Source organism: Sphingobium sp. TKS, from assembly GCF_001563265.1.
Taxonomy (GTDB): Bacteria; Pseudomonadota; Alphaproteobacteria; order Sphingomonadales; family Sphingomonadaceae; genus Sphingobium.
This window is the reverse complement of the sequence record NZ_CP005083.1, coordinates 1,490,561-1,508,069: the sequence shown is the minus strand read 5'-3', so window position 1 is coordinate 1,508,069 and position 17,509 is coordinate 1,490,561. Positions and strand designations below refer to the sequence as shown.

18 protein-coding genes are annotated in these 17,509 nt (G+C 63.5%); 9 read left to right on the top strand and 9 right to left on the bottom strand.

Annotation, left to right across the window (positions count from 1 at the left end):
- Positions 1–141: 141 nt before the first annotated feature.
- The 4 genes from K426_RS07620 to argC all read left to right on the top strand — a co-directional run bounded on the left by K426_RS07620 (position 142) and on the right by argC (position 3,817).
- Positions 142–1,539 (top strand): leucyl aminopeptidase family protein, encoded by a 1,398-nt coding sequence (locus tag K426_RS07620; protein WP_066555670.1) that lies wholly within the window; start codon positions 142–144, stop codon positions 1,537–1,539.
- 61 nt (positions 1,540–1,600) lie between these two features.
- The gene (locus K426_RS07615) at positions 1,601–2,008 is read left to right on the top strand and encodes a MarR family winged helix-turn-helix transcriptional regulator (RefSeq protein ID WP_066555668.1); all 408 of its coding nucleotides are present in this window, start codon (positions 1,601–1,603) and stop codon (positions 2,006–2,008) included.
- Positions 1,968–2,876 carry a C40 family peptidase gene (locus K426_RS07610; protein ID WP_066555666.1) on the top strand — a complete coding sequence of 303 codons (909 nt, stop codon included), beginning with the start codon at positions 1,968–1,970 and terminating at the stop codon, positions 2,874–2,876. The genes K426_RS07615 and K426_RS07610 overlap by 41 nt, the downstream gene beginning before the upstream one ends.
- Positions 2,873–3,817 carry an N-acetyl-gamma-glutamyl-phosphate reductase gene (gene argC / locus K426_RS07605; protein WP_066555664.1) on the top strand — a complete coding sequence of 315 codons (945 nt, stop codon included), beginning with the start codon at positions 2,873–2,875 and terminating at the stop codon, positions 3,815–3,817. Before K426_RS07610 ends, argC begins: the two co-directional genes overlap by 4 nt.
- A 76-nt stretch (positions 3,818–3,893) precedes the next feature.
- On the opposite strand, the gene K426_RS07600 is transcribed toward argC, so the two are convergent.
- Positions 3,894–4,097 (bottom strand): hypothetical protein, encoded by a 204-nt coding sequence (locus K426_RS07600; RefSeq protein ID WP_066561493.1) that lies wholly within the window; start codon positions 4,095–4,097, stop codon positions 3,894–3,896.
- A 228-nt stretch (positions 4,098–4,325) separates the two neighbouring features.
- Here K426_RS07600 and K426_RS32095 point away from each other — a divergent pair, with 228 nt between their 5' ends.
- Positions 4,326–4,499, top strand: a complete 174-nt coding sequence (locus tag K426_RS32095) for a hypothetical protein (RefSeq protein WP_169576129.1) — start codon at positions 4,326–4,328, stop codon at positions 4,497–4,499.
- 59 nt (positions 4,500–4,558) lie between these two features.
- Positions 4,559–5,887 carry a PQQ-dependent sugar dehydrogenase gene (locus tag K426_RS07595; protein WP_066555662.1) on the top strand — a complete coding sequence of 443 codons (1,329 nt, stop codon included), beginning with the start codon at positions 4,559–4,561 and terminating at the stop codon, positions 5,885–5,887.
- A gap of 40 nt (positions 5,888–5,927) precedes the next feature.
- Here K426_RS07595 and K426_RS07590 read toward each other — a convergent pair whose 3' ends face one another.
- A complete protein-coding gene (locus K426_RS07590) occupies positions 5,928–6,746 on the bottom strand; it encodes an ATP-binding protein (protein WP_066555660.1) in 819 nt (272 codons plus the stop codon).
- A 110-nt stretch (positions 6,747–6,856) separates the two neighbouring features.
- Between K426_RS07590 and K426_RS07585 the strand changes: the two genes are divergently transcribed.
- A complete protein-coding gene (locus tag K426_RS07585; RefSeq protein ID WP_066561491.1) occupies positions 6,857–7,813 on the top strand; it encodes an L-threonylcarbamoyladenylate synthase in 957 nt (318 codons plus the stop codon).
- An 82-nt stretch (positions 7,814–7,895) separates the two neighbouring features.
- On the opposite strand, the gene K426_RS07580 is transcribed toward K426_RS07585, so the two are convergent.
- The 7 genes from K426_RS07580 to K426_RS07550 form a co-directional block, all read right to left on the bottom strand.
- On the bottom strand, positions 7,896–8,162 hold the full coding sequence (locus tag K426_RS07580; RefSeq protein WP_066555659.1) for a hypothetical protein: 267 nt from the start codon (positions 8,160–8,162) through the stop codon (positions 7,896–7,898).
- Positions 8,163–8,237: 75 nt separating this feature from the next.
- Positions 8,238–8,771, bottom strand: a complete 534-nt coding sequence (gene msrA / locus K426_RS07575; protein ID WP_066561489.1) for a peptide-methionine (S)-S-oxide reductase MsrA — start codon at positions 8,769–8,771, stop codon at positions 8,238–8,240.
- Between the two features lie 57 nt (positions 8,772–8,828).
- Positions 8,829–10,535, bottom strand: a complete 1,707-nt coding sequence (locus K426_RS07570) for a long-chain-fatty-acid--CoA ligase (protein WP_066555657.1) — start codon at positions 10,533–10,535, stop codon at positions 8,829–8,831.
- 139 nt (positions 10,536–10,674) lie between these two features.
- Positions 10,675–11,358 (bottom strand): DUF1013 domain-containing protein, encoded by a 684-nt coding sequence (locus K426_RS07565; RefSeq protein WP_066555655.1) that lies wholly within the window; start codon positions 11,356–11,358, stop codon positions 10,675–10,677.
- A gap of 125 nt (positions 11,359–11,483) precedes the next feature.
- On the bottom strand, positions 11,484–12,512 hold the full coding sequence (locus K426_RS07560) for a glycosyltransferase family 4 protein (RefSeq protein ID WP_066555653.1): 1,029 nt from the start codon (positions 12,510–12,512) through the stop codon (positions 11,484–11,486).
- A gap of 29 nt (positions 12,513–12,541) precedes the next feature.
- Positions 12,542–13,405, bottom strand: a complete 864-nt coding sequence (locus K426_RS07555) for a UDP-2,3-diacylglucosamine diphosphatase (RefSeq protein WP_066555651.1) — start codon at positions 13,403–13,405, stop codon at positions 12,542–12,544.
- 155 nt (positions 13,406–13,560) lie between these two features.
- On the bottom strand, positions 13,561–14,580 hold the full coding sequence (locus K426_RS07550) for an NAD(P)H-quinone oxidoreductase (RefSeq protein ID WP_066555649.1): 1,020 nt from the start codon (positions 14,578–14,580) through the stop codon (positions 13,561–13,563).
- A gap of 96 nt (positions 14,581–14,676) precedes the next feature.
- Here K426_RS07550 and K426_RS30230 point away from each other — a divergent pair, with 96 nt between their 5' ends.
- Together K426_RS30230 and clpA are read left to right on the top strand one after the other, a co-directional pair.
- Entirely contained in the window at positions 14,677–14,874 is a 198-nt protein-coding gene (locus tag K426_RS30230) for a DUF1192 domain-containing protein (protein WP_082748472.1), read from the top strand.
- A gap of 157 nt (positions 14,875–15,031) precedes the next feature.
- Positions 15,032–17,350, top strand: coding sequence for an ATP-dependent Clp protease ATP-binding subunit ClpA (gene clpA, locus K426_RS07540; protein ID WP_066555647.1), 2,319 nt, complete (start codon positions 15,032–15,034; stop codon positions 17,348–17,350).
- The last annotated feature ends 159 nt before the right edge of the window (positions 17,351–17,509 follow it).

Sequence of the window (17,509 nt, the reverse complement as noted above, 5' to 3'; positions counted from 1 at the left end):
CACATCTCTCCTTATTGTAGCTGCGTTCAATCTATGCCTGCGGACCGTTCAACGCAAATGATAGCGCGGTCGAAGGAGGCGCGGAGGCGACGAAAAATTGCGCTTTTCATCCCGGCCGCCTTTCTTCAAAACAGGTGCGTCATGACTGATTTTTCCGACCTGCTCAAAGCCGACAACAATCAACCCGCCCGATCGATCCGGATCATCGATGCGCAAGGCCTGGAGGCGTGGCTCGCGAGCCAGCCGGAACGGGTGCGAACGCTGGTCGCGGCGCAGAAATTCAAGGGCAAGGCGCATGAACATGCCATTTTGCCCGGCGACGATCCGGCGGATTGGTCCGTGATCGCAGGAGTCGCATCCTGCGAAAAGCTGGGGCCATGGTGCCTTGCCAAACTGGCCGAAGCATTGCCCGAAGGCATGTACCGGCTGGCAGAGGGAATAGCGGGTCCAGCCATGCTGGGATGGCTGACCGCGCAATATCGTTTCGACCGCTATCGCAAGGAGGAGAATGGCTCCGGCGTCCGCGTGCTGCTGACCAGCGAGGTGGCGCAGATCGAGGCGGCGACGCGGCTGGCCGAAGCGGTGGCGTTGGTGCGCGATCTGGTCAACACGCCCGCCGCCGACATGGGGCCGGGCGATCTGGAAGCAGCGGCGCGCAAGGTGGCGGAACGCTTCGATGCCGAATGCAAGGTGACGAAGGGCGACGCGCTGGAGCAGGGCTTCCCCATGATCCACGCGGTCGGCAAAGCGGCGGACAAGAGCTTCGCGCCACGGCTGATCGAATTGCGCTGGGGCGACCCCAAACATCCGAAAATCGCCATTGTCGGCAAAGGCATCTGCTTCGACAGCGGCGGGCTCGACATCAAGCCATCCTCAGCCATGCGCCTGATGAAAAAGGATATGGGCGGCGCGGCCCACGCACTGGCACTGGCGCAACTGATCATGGGTTCGCGCCTGCCGGTCAGGCTGCACCTGCTGATCCCGGCGGCGGAAAATGCGGTTTCGGGCAATGCCTTCCGGCCCGGCGACATATTGCAGTCGCGCAAGGGGCTGACGGTCGAGATCGGCAATACCGATGCCGAAGGGCGGCTGGTGCTGGGCGATGCGCTAACGCTGGCGGGCGAGGACAAGCCGGACCTCATCATCGACTATGCGACGCTGACCGGCGCGGCGCGAGTGGCGGTGGGGCCGGACCTTCCCGCCCTCTTCACCAACGACGATGCGCTGGCCGGGGAAATGGATGCCGCAGGCGGCGTGGTCGACGATCCGACCTGGCGCCTGCCGCTGTGGGACGGCTATGCCGAGATGCTGAAATCGGACGTGGCGGACATCAACAATGCGGGCGAAGGCGGCTTTGCGGGCGCGATCACGGCGGCCCTGTTCCTCAAGCGCTTCGTGCCTGAAAACACGCCTTGGGTGCATCTGGACACCTTCGCCTGGCGCCCCTCTTCGCGGCCGGGACGGCCCAAGGGCGGCGAAGCGCTGGGGCTGCGTGCGGCCTTTCACGTGCTGCAGGGGCGCTATGGCCATAAAAAGTAAAAAGAAAGCGGTTTTGGCGGGCCGTTACGCAACCGGATTGGCTATTATGCGTTAGGGGTGCATGGATGCCCAATCTGCACAGAATGAAGCCGCAGAATTGAACCGGCCCGGCCTCAAGCCGCTCGGCCAATGGATGCGCACGCTGGTCGATTATGTGCGGTCGGGCAAGCCTGATCTCACCAATCGGCAAATGGCCCTGATGCTGACGGTCTATATCGGCGCGGGGCCGCATACGGTGCGGGGACTCGCGGAGGCGCTGAACGTCTCCAAGCCGGTGATTACCCGCGCGCTGAACAAATTATCGGCGCTGGGTTATCTGCGCCGGGAACGGGACTCCACCGACCGGCGCAATATTTTCATCACCCGGACGCCAAAAGGGGCGGAATTTCTTGACGCCTTTCACCATTTCATCGCAGGAACCGGCCGCGATGAACGCCTCAACCTCTCCCACGCGGAACGCTCCGCCTGAACCTATCCGCTTCAAGCTGGATGGCCGGTCGGTCAAGCTCGACACGCGCATCCATGCGGCGCGCGGAGACCTCGCTGATCTGGCGCTCGCCGGGGTGCTGTTTTCCGCCCATTATGCCCGCGCGGTCGAACTGACCTGCGTGGCAGCCGGCGCTCCGGTGCTGGCCAGCGACACGCCCAAGGCGCAGGCGGTCAGCGAATTGCTGCGCGGCGAGAGCTTCCATGCGCTGGACGTGACGGCGGACTGGGCCTGGGGCTTTTGCGGGCATGATGGCTATGTCGGCTATGTCCGGCGGGAGGCGCTGGATGCGCGGGAAGTCGTCAACAGCCGGGTCATCACCGGCACCGCCCCGCTGTTCAGCACAGCCGACATCAAATCGCCCATTGCCGATTACTGGCCACGCGGCGCGCAATTCGCGGCGGAGGCGGAGGGCGATTTCTTCGCCTGCGCCGACGGCTATGTGCACAAGCGCCATGTCGCGGCGATCGACGCGCTCGAAAGCGATTGGGTCACGGCGGCGGAGCGCTATCTTGGCCAGCCCTATGTCTGGGGTGGGCGCGGCCATCGCGGCGTCGACTGTTCGGGGCTGGTGCAGGTCGCGCTCGGCCAGTGCGGGATCAAGGTGCCGCGCGACACCGATCTGCAGCGCGAGGGGATCGGCTCCCCGATCGCGCCTGACGCGCCGCTCCGACGAGGAGACTTCGTGTTTTTTCCGGGCCATGTCGGCCTCATGACCGACGGCGACCATTTATTGCATGCCAACGCCTATTGGATGAGCGTGGTGATCGAGCCTCTGGCCGACGTCGTCGGACGATTGGCGGCGGATCATGCGGAACCCATATCGGCGCGGCGGAGAATCGGCACATGACACATCGGATTTTCATCGACGGCGGCGTCGGAACTACGGGTTTGGAAATAAACGAGCGGCTGGCGGGCCGCCCGGAATTGTCGATCATCACGCTGGACGCGGACAGGCGGAAGGATGCGGCGGCGCGCCGGGATGCGCTGAACGCGGCGGATATCGTTATCCTCTGCCTGCCTGACGATGCGGCGCGGGAGGCTGTGGCGCTGATCGACAATGACCGGACTCGGGTGATCGACGCGTCGACCGCGCATCGCGTTGCTGACGGCTGGACCTATGGCTTTGCCGAACTGGAGCCAGGCCATCGGGAGAGGCTCGCCAATGCCCGCTTCGTCGCCAATCCCGGATGCTGGCCGACCGGCTTTCTGGCGCTGGTGCGGCCGCTGGTGCTGGCAGGCTTGCTGCCGGCAGACTGGCCGGTGACGGTGTCGGGCGCATCGGGCTATTCGGGCGGCGGCAAGTCGATGATCGCGGAATATGAGGGCGCAGAAGGCGCGCCGAGCGCTTTTCGGCCCTACGGGCTAGGGCTGACGCATAAGCATGGGCCGGAAATGCTGCGCTATTCTGGCTTGCAGCACCCTCCCCTGTTCGCGCCGGCCGTGGCGAGCGCCTATCGCGGCATGATCGTCGAGGTGCCTTTGCAATTGCGGGCCATGCCAGGCGCGCCTTCGGTGGCGGATGTGCAAAGGACGCTGGCGGCGGCCTATGCGGGGTCACCGATCGTCAGCGTGGCGTCGGCGGAGGACAGCGCGGCCATGGGGCAGGTGCGGCTGGAGCATGTCGGCGCGACCGACCGGCTGGCCTTGTTCGTCTTTGGCAATGAAGCGACAGGTCAAGCGCGGCTGATCGCGGCGCTCGACAATCTGGGCAAGGGCGCGGCGGGGGCCGCGGTGCAGAATCTCAACATCCTCGCCGGGTTGCCGGAGACGGCCGGACTGCGGCTTTAGGCACAACAACGATCCACGCCCCTTCCGTCATGCTGAACCTGTTCCGGCATGACGGGTGAGGGTCGGGCCAAATCGCTCAATGAATGGTGCCAAGCGGCCCCTCATGGGTGAGCAGCACGATGAGCCGCTCGATCTGCCGCCAGTGACAGAAGCGGATATGATTGCCTACATCCCGGCTGCGATCGGCGCGCGCCGCGGCCTCATAGCCCGCATTGTCACCGAACAGCGACATCAATTCAGCCGCGTCCTCATAGCTCTTTCGATCCGAAAGATATGGCATATTCATGACCTGGCCCCCCAAAGTCCCCACCCTGAACGGTAGGGGCAGCGGTTCAATCGCCATACCAGTTCCGGCCATCGACGCGCGGGCGCGGCCTACAAGGGTGAACAGCGGGTTAGCCAAGTCCCAGGCTGACACAATCATCCCGTGGCGGGACAGGCCTGTCCCGAAACGGCGCAGACGGGAAAGCTCTGGCCATGCATCCCCGCCCGTGGCAAGGAACGGCCAATGACCAAGGCCAGAAAAGAACCGATCGGCGCAGGCGCCATTTTGGCGCTCACCATTTTGGGCGGCACAATCCTGGGCGGCCTGATGGGCCAGCCGAGCGCTGGCCTGTTGGCGGGCACGGCGCTGGGCATTGTGATCGCCGTCCTGCTGTGGCTGTTCGATCGGGGAAAATAGCTTCGCGCCGGGCACTTGCGCGCCTTGCCAGCATAAAGGGGCCAGCATAAACGGGGACCATGAAGAAGCATCTGATCGCGCTCACCCTCCTCACCCTGGTCATTCTCGGCGGCCTTTTCTTCTACTTCGCGCAGGGGGATAAGGCACAGCTTCCCGTCGGCGCGGATGTGGGGAAGGAACCCGTCTTCACCAGCCCGCGCAGCGAAATGATCCCGACGATGAATGTCGCGGATGCCGTGCCGTGGAAGGGTAGCGAAAAGCCGGTCCCCGCAAAGGGGCTGAGCGTCGATCGCTTTGCCGATGGGCTGGACCATCCCCGCTCATTGCTGCGCCTGCCCAATGGCGATGTACTGGTGGCGGAAACCAACAGTCCCACGCGGCCGACCGGCGGCATCGTCAACCGGGTGATGAACTATCTGATGGACAAGGCGGGGGCCGGCGTGCCTTCCGCGAACCGCATCACCCTGCTGCGCGACGCCGATGGCGACGGGCGGGCTGAGACGAAGACGGCTTTCCTGACGGGGCTGCATTCGCCCTATGGCATGGCGCTGGTCGGTGACACGCTCTACGTCGCCAATACCGATGCGTTGATGGCCTTTCCGTACAAGGAAGGCGATACCAAGATCACCGCCAAGGGGCGCAAGATACTGAGCCTGCCGGCGCAGGCGCCCAACATGCATTGGACGCGCAGCCTGGTCGCCAGTCCACAGGGGCTGCTCTATGTCGGTGTCGGCTCCAACAGCAATATCGGGGAAAATGATCTGGAAACGGAGGCCAATCGCGCCGCCGTGCTGGAGATCAATCCCAATACCGGCGCCTATCGCATCTATGCTTCGGGCCTGCGCAATCCCGTGGGACTGGCTTTTGAGCCCAAGAGCGGCGCGCTTTGGGGCGTGGTGAATGAACGCGACATGCTGGGCAGCGATCTCGTCCCCGATTATCTGACGCGGGTCGAATTCGGCGCCTTCTACGGTTGGCCGTGGAATTATTGGGGTGGTTATGAGGATCGCCGAGTCCAGCCGCAAAGGCCGGAAATCCGCGAATATACCAAGCGGCCCGATTATTCGCTGGGCAATCATGTAGCGCCGCTGGGGCTCAGCTTTGCCGACAAGGTTTCGCTGGGCGCCCCCTATGGCAACGGCGCCTTTGTCGGGCTGCACGGCAGTTGGAACCGCAAGCCGATGTCAGGATATAAGGTCGTGTTCGTGCCCTTTGGCGACGATGGCGAGGCGGGCAAGGCCAAGCCGGTCGACGTGCTGACAGATTTTCTGGGGACCAAGGGTGAGGCCCATGGGCGGCCCGTGGACGTGACGGCGGATGCCAAGGGCGCGTTGCTGGTGAGCGACGATGTGGGCGGCGTCGTCTGGCGGGTGACGCGGAGCAATTGACAGGGGATATTCCTACCAAGGCGGCAGCATATTCCGGACGCTATATCGTCACCCCATTCCGTCCGGCCAGTTCCACCACATATTGCCAGGCGACGCGGCCTGAGCGGCTGCCGCGCTGGGTTGCCCATTGGATGGCATCCAGCGGCTCGAAACTGAGACCGAGACTGGCCGCATAGCCGCTGACGATGGCGACATAGGCGTCCTGATCGATCGCATGGAAACCCAGGCTGAGGCCGAAGCGGTCCGACAGCGCCATCTTGTCGTCCACCACGTCGCGTGGATTGACCGGGTCATCCTGTTCCGACAGGTGGCGCGGCACGATATGGCGGCGGTTGGACGTCACATAGAGCCGGACATTCGCCGGCCGCGCGGCAGTGCCGCCCTGCAATAACGAGCGCAGCGACCGGGCGTCCCCCACGCCATGTTCATCGAAGCCCAGATCGTCGAGGAACAGGATGAAGGGCCGCTGCGTGTCGCGCAGGATAGCGAAGAGTTGCGGCAGGCTGGCCAGCTCATCGATCGCGCATTGCAGCAGGGCGATGTCCTGTCCTTCGGCCTGGAGCTTGCCGACGACGGCCGCGACGACGGCGGACTTGCCGGTTCCCCGCGCACCCCAGAGCAGCACGTCATGCGCGGCATGGCCCGCGGCATGGCGGCGGCTGTTTTCGAGCAGCGCTTCCTTCTGCGCGTCGATGCCGGTCAGCAGGGCGTAATCCACCGGCGCGAAGGCCTCCACCGCCCGGATCGTGGCGCCGTTCCACACATAGGCGGGCGCAGCGGCCAGATCGGCGGAGGAAGCGGGCGGCGGCGCGATCCGTTCCAGCGCTTCGGCAATGCGGGTCAGCAGGGCGTCGTTCATGGCCCCTCGCTTAGCCCTCCTCCACTTGACGGGCAAGCGCGGCGCCAATGTCATTCTTCTGTAGCAATGGCCTTTTACTCCCGGAAATCGGGGCTTATATCGCTGGGGTCGTGACCATCCCAAATCCAGTCTTTTCCACTCGAATAAGCCGCTATGGCAGCGAAGCGCTGCGCGAGGCGGCGTTGCTGATCCGTGCCGGCGAGCCGGTCGCGGTGCCGACCGAGACGGTCTATGGCCTGGCGGCGGATGCCACGGACTCCAATGCGGTAGCGGCGATCTACACCGCCAAGGGACGGCCGAGCTTCAATCCGCTGATCGTGCATGTCGCGGACAGGGAGATGGCTGGACGTTTGGCGGATTTTTCGCCGGTGGCGGACAAGCTGGCAGAACGGTTCTGGCCCGGCGCGCTGACCATGGTTCTGCCCGTGCGCGCCGATAGCGGGCTGTCGCCGCTGGTGATGGCGGGATTGCCGACCGTGGCGCTGCGCCTGCCCGCGCATCCGGCGATGCGGGCGCTGATCCGGGAAAGCGGCCGGCCGCTCGCCGCGCCGTCGGCCAATCGCAGCGGCGCGATCAGCCCGACGCGGGCCGAGCATGTGCTGGCGAGCCTCAACGGCAAGATCCGCATGATCCTGGACGAAGGGCCGACCAGCGAAGGACTGGAATCGACTATCGTCGCGCCGGAAAGCGACTGCATCCGGCTGCTGCGGCCAGGGCCGGTGACGGCGACGATGCTGGAGGAGGCGACCCGGCTGCCGGTGGTGACGGGCGCGGAAAATGCGAAGATCGAGGCCCCGGGCCAGTTGGAAAGCCATTATGCGCCATCCAAGCCGGTGCGGCTGAATGCGCTGAAGGCCGAGAAGGACGAATATCTGATCGGCTTCGGGTTGATGCCCTGTCATGTGAATTTGAGCCCGGATGCCGATATGCGGGAGGCTGCGGCGCATCTGTTCGCGGCGCTGCATATGGCGGATGCGAGTGCAGCGGAGCGGATTGCCGTCGCGCCGATCCCGAATGAGGGGATCGGGGTGGCGATCAACGATCGGTTGCGGCGGGCGGCGGCTTGATCGACTGACCTAAGATTTAAGCAACTTCGTGTTCCTACGCAGGCAGGAACACGGCCCTTCTCACGGCAAGGTAACTACCGCCCTACCCGCAATTATCGTAGCCCGCATCGCGGCATTCGCGGCGGCGACGCTCTTCCTCTTTCTTCCGTTCACGGGCTTCGCGCGCTTCCTGCTTGCGCATCTTGCGGCCGTAATTGCGGTCGGCTTCTTCCTGGCTGGTGGTGCTCCAGTCGACCACCTGACTGCCCGCGCGCACCGGTGCCGTCACGATATTGGCCGCCGTCCGCGCGATGCAGCCCGGCAGGAGCAGCAACAAAGCCGGCGCGGCCATCAATCCGATCTTGTTCATATATCTTCCCCGGCTTGTCTTCCTCGCCAGCTTAGAGACGCTGGCGGCAAGGGCAAGCCGTGGGCGACGAACGGTTCAGGCTTCGATACGTTCGGCAAAGCCCTTGCGCAGCTTGGCCAGCTTGGGCGGGATCACCGCCATGCAATAGGGATTCCGATCCCCCACCCGTTCCCAATATTTCTGGTGATAATCCTCCGCCGGATACCAGGGAGCGTCGGGTTCGATGGCCGTGACGATCGGATTCGTCTGATCCGCCTGGGCGCGCTCGATGCCCATCTTCGCTTCCGCCGCCTGTTCGGGCGAATGGGGGAAGATGGCCGAGCGATATTGCGTGCCGATGTCATTGCCCTGACGGTTGAGCGTCGTCGGGTCATGGGTCGCGAAGAAAATGTCCAGCAGGTCGCCATAGCCGATGACCGTGGGATCATAGGTGATGCGGATCGCCTCGGCATGGCCGGTGGCGCCCGAACAGACCTGTTCATAGCTCGGGTTGGGCAGCGCGCCGCCGATATAGCCGCTTTCCACGGCCTTCACGCCCTTCAGATTCTGATACACCGCCTCTGTGCACCAGAAGCAGCCGCCAGCCAGAGTTGCGATTTCTTCGGCCATGTTTGCGTCCTTGTCCTTGCCCAACTGTCCTTGCGTCGACCGCACAGATAGGAAGGATCAGCCCGCGGTTCCAGTCTGCGGCGTTGCCGCTTCCGCCTTGGCACGCTCTTCGGCCACCAGTTCCTTGCGGGACAGCTTGCCGACCAGCGTCTTGGGCAGGTTGAGGCGCACCTCCACCTCGCATACCTTCTCATGCTTGCCCAATTGCGGGTTCAGCCACTCCTTGAGCGCGGCGCCGTCGATGCCAAAGCCCTCCTGCAAGGTGACGAAGGCCTTCGGGCACTCGCCGCGATAATGGTCGGGAATGCCGATCACCAGCGCTTCCTTGACCGCCGGATGGTGGTAGAGAATCTTCTCGACCTCGCTGGGAAAGACCTTGAACCCGCCCACGGCGATCATGTCCTTCAACCGGTCGACGATCTTCACATAGCCGTCCTCGTCGATCAACCCGACATCGCCGGTGCGCAGCCAGCCGTCGACGAACACCTCCAGATCGGCGTCAGGCCGCTGCCAATAGCCCTTCATGATCTGCGGCCCGGCAAAGACCAGCTCGCCCGGTTCACCTTCGGGCGGCGGACGGGTCGGGTCCTCGCGGTCGACCAGCTTGACGCGGGTGCCGGGGACCGGCTGCCCCACGGTGCCGGACTTGTTGAGCCCCTCATAGGGGTTGGAGCAGACGACCGGGCTGCTTTCGGTGAGGCCATAGCCTTCGACCAGCTTGCTGTGGGTCATCGCCTCGAACCGCTGCTTGACCTCCAGCGGCAAGGGCGCGCCGCCGGAAATGCACAGGCGCAGGGAGGAAAAGTCGATATTGGGCGTGGCAGGATGATCCAGCAGCGCCTGGTACATGGTCGGCACACCGGGCAGCGACGTCGCCTTGGTCCGCTGGATCGCGGCCAGCACCTGCGTGCCCTCGAAGCGCGGCAGCATCACCATCTCGCCGCCGTTCAGCACCGTGCGGTTGAGGACGCAGGTGTTGGCGAAGACGTGGAAGAAGGGCAGCACCGCCAATATGCGGTCGGGCGCCTCGGGATGCGGGTCGATCAAGCGGACCTGCCGCGCATTGGCGGTGAGGTTCTGATGGGTCAGCATCGCGCCCTTAGGCCGGCCTGTGGTGCCGCCGGTATATTGCAGCAGGGCGATGTCCTGTTCCGGGTCGATCGCGACCGGCGTGGGGTTCTCGCCATGGCGCAGCAGGTCGGCATAATGAGTAATGCGCGGGTCGTGCGGGACCGTGGCGGTCTCCTTGCGCTTGAACAGGCGGAACAGCACCGATTTGGCGGGTGGCAGGACTTCCGCGACGCAGCCGACGACCAGTCGCTCAAGGCTGCTATTGTCCAGCACTTTCAGCGCCGTGGGCAGCAGCGCCTTGGCCGACAGGGTAAAGAGGATGTTGGTGCCGCTGTCCTCGACCTGATGTTCCAGTTCGGCGGCGGTGTAGAGAGGGGAGTAATTGACGACCGTCGCCCCGGCCATCATCGCGCCATAATAGGCCGCGACATAATGGGGGACATTGGGCAGATAGAGCCCGACCCGATCGCCCTTCCGGACGCCCAGATCCTGCAATCCCCTGGCGATCCGCCGGATGATATGGAACATCGCGTCATAGGTCGTCTTGCGACCCATGAAATCGATCATCACCGCATCCGGCTTGGCCGTGGCGCTGTTCGCCACCATGTCCACCATCGACAAGGGCGGGAATGTCTGTTCCCAGGCGGAGGGGTGATTATAGCGGGTTTTCCAGATATTTTCGCTGCTCTCCATTTGTACAGGTGTAAGTTACGCCTTCCCTTTACGCAAGCGTCAAGCACGACAAAAAGGGCCGCGCCTTGCGGTCAAGGCGCGGCCCTTTTGCATGAGCATCCGGTCGTCACTCCACCTCTGGCGGAATGACGTTACGGCATCAAATGTGACCCTTATTGTCGCTGAACGGATCGAGGATCTTCGCGGCGCCCGAAATGAAATCGGACTCGCTCTTGAGCGCCTCTTCCGCGCGGCGGGTGGCGTCCTCGCGCTCACGGCGCAGTTCGTTGATCAACGCCTCGCGGTCGCCGTCCAGACGCGAATCGGTGGGCGCTTCGATGCCCGCCTTCTTCGCCGCCTTCGTCACCAGCGCGTCCAGTTCCCGCTGCGAGCAGAGACCGAGCGTCACCGGGTCCTTGGGCACGATGTTGGAGATGTTCCAATGCGTGCGGTCGCGGATCGCGGCGATGGTGGTGCGGGTGGTGCCGATCAGCTTGCCGATCGCGCCGTCCGAAATTTCGGGGTGGTTGCGCAAGATCCAGGCGATGCCATCGGGCTTATCCTGGCGCTTGCTGACGGGGGTGTAGCGCGGCCCCTTGGTCCGGCGGACCGGCTCCGGGCCTTTGAGCATCTTGAGCCGATAGTCCGGATTGGACTCGCCCTTGTGGATTTCCTCCATCGTGATTTCATGGGCGCGGACCGGATCGCGGCCGGTATATTTGGTGCCTGCGGTATCGTCGGCAATCGCCTGCACTTCCAGGATGTGCAGCCCGCAAAACTCCGCAATCTGGTCGAAGCTCAGCGCGGTGTTGTCGACCAGCCAACTGGCTGTCGCATGGGGCATGAGAGGCTGGGACACGGGAATTCTCCGGCATAAAACGGCGCTTAAAAACGATAAGGGCCGCCCAAGCAGGGCGGCCACGCCCGACCTGAGATAGTGCATCCCGCCCCGCCGGGCAAGGAAAAGCGTCAGGCGGCGCTGTCGAGCGCCTGGGGATCGATATTGTGCAGGCCGGTCAGAAATTCCTGCGCGCTGCGTTCCCAGCTAAAGCTCCGGCCATAGGCGGCGCAGATTTCGCGGTCGCAGAGGAGCGCGGCGGCGATGGCATGCTCCAGCCGGTCGGACAATGCGCCGGTTTCCGGGGTGACGATGTCGACAGGGCCGGTGACGGGATAGGCCGCCACCGGCGTGCCGCAAGCCAGCGCCTCGATCATGACCAGGCCGAAAGTATCGGTGCGGCTGGGAAAGACGAAGACATCGGCACCGGCATAAGCGCCGGCCAGATCGGTGCCGAACATCGGCCCCAGAAAATGCGCCTGCGGATAAGCTTTTTCCAGCATGGCGCGGGCCGGGCCGTCACCCACCACGACCTTGGTGCCGGGATGCTCGCTGGCGAGGAAGGCTTCCAGATTCTTCTCGATCGCGACCCGCCCGACATAGAGCTGGATCGGACGCGGCAGGTCGGCAAAGGCGGCGGGCGGCGTCGCTTGTGGCGTGAAGGCGGCAAGGTCCACTCCCCGGCCCCAGGCGCGCACCTGTGCCAGCCCATGGGCGCGGAGTTGCTGCCGCACCGAACGGGTCGACACCAGCACCGCTTCGGCAGGGCCATGAAACCAGCGGATATAGCGCCAGAACCAGGCTGCGGGCAGGCCGGTACGCTGCGCCACATAGTCTGGGAAATGCGTGTGATAGGCGGTGGTGAAGCGGATGCCGCTGCGCAGGCACCAGCGCCGGGCCGCAAGGCAGAGCGGACCTTCAGTCGCCAGATGGATCGCATCGGGACGAAAGGCCGCGATCATCTGGCCCATAATGGTCGACCGGACGAAGGCCAGACGGATTTCCGGATAGGTCGGACAAGGAATGGAGCCAAAGAGATCGGGCGAGATCACCTTCACCTCATGCCCCATCTTTTCCAGTTCCGCCTGCATGGTCTGGAGGGTCCGGACAACGCCGTTCACCTGCGGGCTCCAGGCGTCGGTAATGATGATGATACGCATGGGGGGTGGGCGCATCGGCTCTCCTCCCGTCAGGCTGCGATCCGCGAGGGTTCTTCGGCGGTGCGCCTGGCGATCTCGTCGGCCCAGTGCAGCACTTCCATCCGGCCGTCGAAATGCTCGACCAAAGCGGTGCAGCCTTCCACCCAATCGCCGTCATTATAATATTCGACGCCGGCGATCTCGCGGATTTCGGCATTGTGGATATGGCCGCAGACCACCCCGTCGACGCCGCGCGATCCGGCTTCATGCGCCACCACTTCCTCGAAGCGGGAGATGAACTCGACAGCGTTCTTGACCTTGTGCTTGGCCATCTTGCTGAGCGACCAATAGGGCAGGCCCATGCGCTGACGCACCGCGTTCACAATGATATTGACGCGCATCAACATGGTATAGGCGGCATCACCGATGAAGGCGAGCCAGCGGTGCGCGAGCATGATCGTGTCGAATTCATCACCGTGCAGGACCAGCAGCTTGCGGCCATCAACCGTCTCATGGATCGCCTTGCGCCGGATTTCGACGCCGCCGAAGCTGAGGCCGGTGAACTGGCGGAACATCTCGTCATGATTGCCGGGGATGTAGATGACGCGAGTGCCGCGCTTGGCGCGCTTCATCACGCGCCACACCACGTCATTATGCGCGGCGGGCCAGTAGAAGCGCCTTTTAAGCCGCCAACCGTCGATGATGTCACCCACCAGATACATGGTGTCGCTATCGACGCTGTCGAGGAAGTCGATCAGCATCTTCGCGTTGCAGCCGCGCGTGCCGAGGTGAATGTCCGAAATCCAGATCGTGCGATAGCGGCGACGCTTCCCTTCCCGTTCGGGAATGGCGAACTTGTCGTCGGCGCCATCGTCCAACTCCGCCAGGAAAGGCAGGCGTGTGATGACGTTCATGATACGACCCCTGAGCAGTTTCTCTCAGGAGCGAATCCATAGCCGGTCTATGTTACAACTCCGCAGCGAATGTGACGGAAATGCTACGGTTTTGGCCAAAAATGGACGTTTGATAATATCGTCATCCCAGCGAAAGACAGACCCTCCGCCACCCGTCAAACCGTCAACACGATCTTCCCGAAATGGTCGCCCGCATCCATGCGCCCATGGGCCTTTGCAGCTTCCACCAGGGGAAAGCGGCTGTCTATCGCAGGCCGCAACTTGCCCTGTTCGATGAAGGTCCACACCACCCGCATCAGCTCATCCGCCACCAGGCTCTTGAACGCCACCGATCGCGGCCGCAGCGTCGATCCCGTCAGGGTCAGCCGCTTGCTCATGATCGTGGGAATGAAGACTTCCGTTTTGGCCCCGCTCATCACGGCGATGGATACATGGCGCCCATCTTCGGCCAGGCACTGGATATTGCGCGGAACATAGGCGCCGCCAACCATGTCCAGGACCGCCTGCACCCCCTGCCCGCCAGTGATCCGCTTGACCTCCTCGACATAGTCCTGGGTGCGGTAATTGATCGCATGATCCGCGCCCCAGCCCTTGGCCTGTTCGCATTTTTCATCGCTGCCGCAGGTCACGATGATGGCAATGTCGAACAGCTTGCAGAGCGTGATCGCCATGGTGCCGATACCGCTGGCGCCGCCATGGACCAGCACGATGTCACCCTCGACCACATAGGCGCGCTCGAACAGGTTGCTCCACACGGTGAACAGCGTCTCCGGCAGTGCCGCCGCCTCCACCAGATCATAATCGTCCGGCACGGGCAGGCATTGGCCCGCCGGCGCGACCGCATATTCAGCATAGCCCCCGCCCGGCAGCAGAGCGCAGACCCGGCGGCCGACAAGCTGCCCGGCGCTCCCGCCCGCAGCGACAATCACGCCCGAAACCTCCAGCCCCGGAATGTCCGAAGCGCCCGGCGGCGGCGGATATTTGCCCTGGCGCTGCATCACGTCCGGGCGATTGATCCCGGCCGCCGCGACCTTGATCAGCACTTCATCGGGACCAGGCACGGGAACCGGCCGCCGCTCTGGCGCCAGCGCATCCGGCCCGCCCGGAACCTTTATGCCGATCGCCGTCATTTCGCTCGGCACTGTTTCGTTCGGCCCTGGGCCTTCGATAGCCATTGCTGCCCCCGCGGCAAATGTTGCACCGCACCTAAATCGACGGGCGGAATGAAGGCCTTATTGACAGACTGGTCCGCAGGGTCAACATTGCACGACATGGACATGGATAACGATCTGCCGAGAAAGGCTGATGATCCGCTGGCCCAACTGCTCCGACAGGATCTGGGCCCACTTTCCGTGGCCGATCTGGAAGCGCGCATCATAGCGCTGGAGGGCGAAATCGCCCGAATCCAATCAAAGATTGAAAGCGCCGTTAACCACAAAGCAAGTGCTGAGGCGTTATTCAAGCGATGAACCCGCGCCCCGCCCTCTGCGGCCTTGCCAAAGGCTCCACCGGGCACGGGCAGTCTGGCAATTCCGGTGGTCGAGATGCCCATCTTGATCCGCCGTCGAGCAATGCCGACATATGGTTCAAGTACAGCCCCTCTTTGGGGTCAGGAGTATAAAAGACATGCCATCTTTCGCACCCGCCCTTGAAACCACCCTGCATAATGCGCTGACCCACGCTTCAGAGCGTCGTCACGAATATGCGACGCTGGAGCATCTGCTGCTCGCGCTGATCGACGATGAACATGCGTCGAAGGTGATGCAGGCCTGCGGCGTGGAACTTGGCGAGTTGAGCGACGCCGTGACGCAATATCTCGACTCCGAACTGGACAGCCTGAAGGTCGAAGGGGCCAGCGACCCCTCCCCCACCAGCGGCTTCCAGCGGGTGGTCCAGCGCGCGATCCTGCACGTCCAATCCTCCGGCAAAGATGAAGTGACGGGCGCAAACGTCCTCGTCGCGCTCTTTTCCGAGCGGGAAAGCTATGCCGTATACTTCCTCCAGCAGCAGGACATGAGCCGCCTGGATGCGGTCAGCTACATCAGCCACGGCGTCGGCAAGGGCACGGCCATCCCTGAGCAGCGCGAGACCAAGGGCGCTCAGGAAGAGGAAAAGAAGGTGCAGGACAGCAAGGGCAAGAAGGACAGTGCCTTGGAGCAGTTCACCGTCAACCTCAATGAAAAGGCGGCGCGGGGCAAGGTTGACCCGCTGATCGGCCGCGCATCCGAAGTCGACCGGACGATCCAGATCCTCTGCCGGCGGTCGAAGAACAACCCGCTTTATGTGGGCGATCCGGGCGTGGGCAAGACTGCCATCGCGGAAGGTCTGGCACGCAAGATCGTCGAGGGCGAGGTTCCCGATGTCCTGAAGGAAGCGGTGATCTACTCGCTCGACATGGGCGCGCTGCTGGCCGGCACCCGCTATCGCGGCGATTTCGAGGAACGGCTGAAGGCAGTCGTGACCGAGCTGGAAAAAATGCCGCATGCGGTCCTCTTCATCGATGAGATCCACACCGTCATCGGCGCGGGCGCTACCTCTGGCGGCGCGATGGATGCATCGAACCTGCTGAAGCCCGCACTGTCGGGCGGCACGATCCGCTGCATCGGTTCGACCACCTACAAGGAGTTCCGCAACCATTTCGAGAAGGACCGCGCTCTGTTGCGCCGGTTCCAGAAGATCGACGTCAACGAACCCACGATCGAGGACACGATCAAGATTCTCGCCGGGCTGCGCAGCGCCTTCGAGGAGCATCACAACGTCAAATACACCCCCGACGCGATCAAGGCGGCAGTGGAACTGTCGGCGCGCTACATCAATGATCGCAAGCTGCCCGACAAGGCGATCGACGTGATCGACGAGGTCGGCGCAATGCAGATGCTGGTCGTGCCCAGCAAGCGCAAGAAGACGATCACCCCCAAGGAGATCGAGCAGGTCATCGCGACCATGGCCCGCATCCCTCCCAAGACCGTGTCGGCGGACGACAAATCGGTGCTGGAAACGCTCGACACGGATTTGAAGCGCGTCGTCTTCGGCCAGAACCGGGCAATCGAAGTCCTGTCCAGCGCGATCAAGCTGTCACGGGCGGGCCTGCGCGATCCGGACAAGCCGATCGGCAACTATCTCTTCTCCGGCCCTACCGGCGTCGGCAAGACGGAGGTCGCGCGTCAGCTCGCCCATCTGCTCGGCATCCCGCTCCAGCGGTTCGACATGTCGGAATATATGGAACGGCACTCGGTCAGCCGCCTGATCGGCGCGCCTCCGGGCTATGTCGGTTATGACCAGGGCGGCCTGCTGACCGATGCGGTCGACCAGAATCCGCACTGCGTACTGCTGCTCGATGAGGTCGAAAAGGCTCACCCTGACCTGTTCAACATATTGTTGCAGGTGATGGACAATGGCCGCCTGACCGATCACCATGGCAAGTCGGTGGATTTTCGCAACACCATCCTCATCATGACCACCAATGCCGGTGCATCGGACATGGCGAAGGAGAGCATCGGCTTTGGCGAGTTCACCCGCGAGGATGTGCAGGAAGATGCGGTGAAGAAGCTCTTCACCCCCGAATTCCGCAACCGCCTCGATGCGATCGTGCCCTTCGGCTATCTGCCACCGGAAATCGTGGCGCGGGTCATCGACAAGTTCGTGCTCCAGCTCGAACTGCAACTGGCCGACCGCGACGTCCACATCACCCTGGACGACGAGGCCAAGGCCTGGCTCACCAAGCGCGGCTATGACAAGCTCTACGGCGCGCGTCCGATGGGCCGCCTGATGCAGGAGAAGATCAAGCAGCCGCTGGCCGAGGAACTGCTGTTCGGTAAGCTCGTCCATGGCGGCGAGGTCCATGTCCGGTTGAAGGACGACGCCCTCGCCTTCGAAATCACCCCGGCGGCTCCCAAAAAGGGCAAGAAGGGTAGCAAGGCGAAGCCTGCGGAATCCACGAAATAAGCCTGGCGCATCCAGCGGTAACGAATGATCAAGGGCGGCCCATAGCATAGGGTCGCCCTTGTCATATGAGGCTACTGGACGGACCGGGATGGCCTGATCCAGACCAAGACTATCCTGATCTTCGGCCCTCTCCAGTTCCGTGAACCCTTCATGCCCACG